Consider the following 1,014-nt stretch of genomic DNA (forward strand, 5'->3'; position numbering starts at 1 on the left):
CCCGACACCAGCGTGAACAACACGCTCAGTATTACCGGTACCAGCGCTATCAACGTCAACAGGAACAACACGCCAAGTGTCGGGCTGGACTCCAAAAGGCCGACAGCTATGTAGAAGTCTCCCCGGAAGGACACGAGCGGGGGAACTCCGAGCACCCCCAACAACTTGAGCGCTAGGTTGAGCTCCATTGCCCCCCAACCGTAGGCCACACCTCTCAAGTCCTGCGCGCTGGAGTGTCCGAAGCCTCTACGTAGACCCCCAGCCAGTATGAAGGCGGACGTCTTGGATAGCGAGTGGGCCAGGTAGTAAACCATAGCGTTGGAAGAGAACATGCTAGAGTAGGCCACGACTCTCCCGAGGTCGCTCTCCTTGTACACGTGTTCTACGCTGACAACTACGCCGAGGGACGCCAGTACCGCTACGACCCTGCTCACTAACGTGTCGGCGAGGACCATCCTGTGAAGCATAATGCTTGCGACACCGGTGGTAGCGCTCGGTATCAAGGCCGCCCTAGGCTAGGGGGCGGCCGCTTGGACGCCCGGTAGTCAGGACCCGAGATGGGACAGGGCGGCCTCCACCCCGACACCGGCTAGTACGAGTAGTCTGGCTAGAGGCGACGCCTCACCGAGCCCGGCCGGGGTAGTTGTACCCGTCTCTGCAAAAACGAGCGCCAGGTTTGAGACTGGAGATGTCGTCTATGACCGGGTCCCACTTTGGGAAGCGAAACGGATAGGAGAACCATACCTCCTGCTCGTCACCCCAGTGGAATATCAACTCGGTGTTCTCTTTTCGGGTCTACACCCGTTATAGCGACGATGTTGCTGAACCCCTGCTTCGTTAAGAGCCTAACGCTATCTAAGAGGGCGTCGCGCGAGACTCTGGTATTTCTTGGATGAGCTTACCCCCACCCCCACTCCACACCTGCGAGCCTAGCGAGAGCTTTAAGGAACACCCCCGGCTATGCTGGGTAGCCCGGTATTTTTACGTCCAAGGGTATGACCTTGTAGACACCCC

General features: G+C 58.6%; 1 protein-coding gene. It reads right to left on the reverse strand.

All coding sequences use genetic code 11. The features are described 5' to 3' along the window. Positions 1 to 467, reverse strand: a 467-nt coding sequence (locus ACP5VX_RS07320; RefSeq protein ID WP_428725218.1) for a proton-conducting transporter membrane subunit, incomplete at its 3' end; no start/stop codon positions are given. Positions 468 to 1,014: the final 547 nt, after the last annotated feature.

Source organism: Thermogladius sp., from assembly GCF_049970955.1.
Lineage (GTDB): Archaea > Thermoproteota > Thermoprotei_A > Sulfolobales > Desulfurococcaceae > Thermogladius.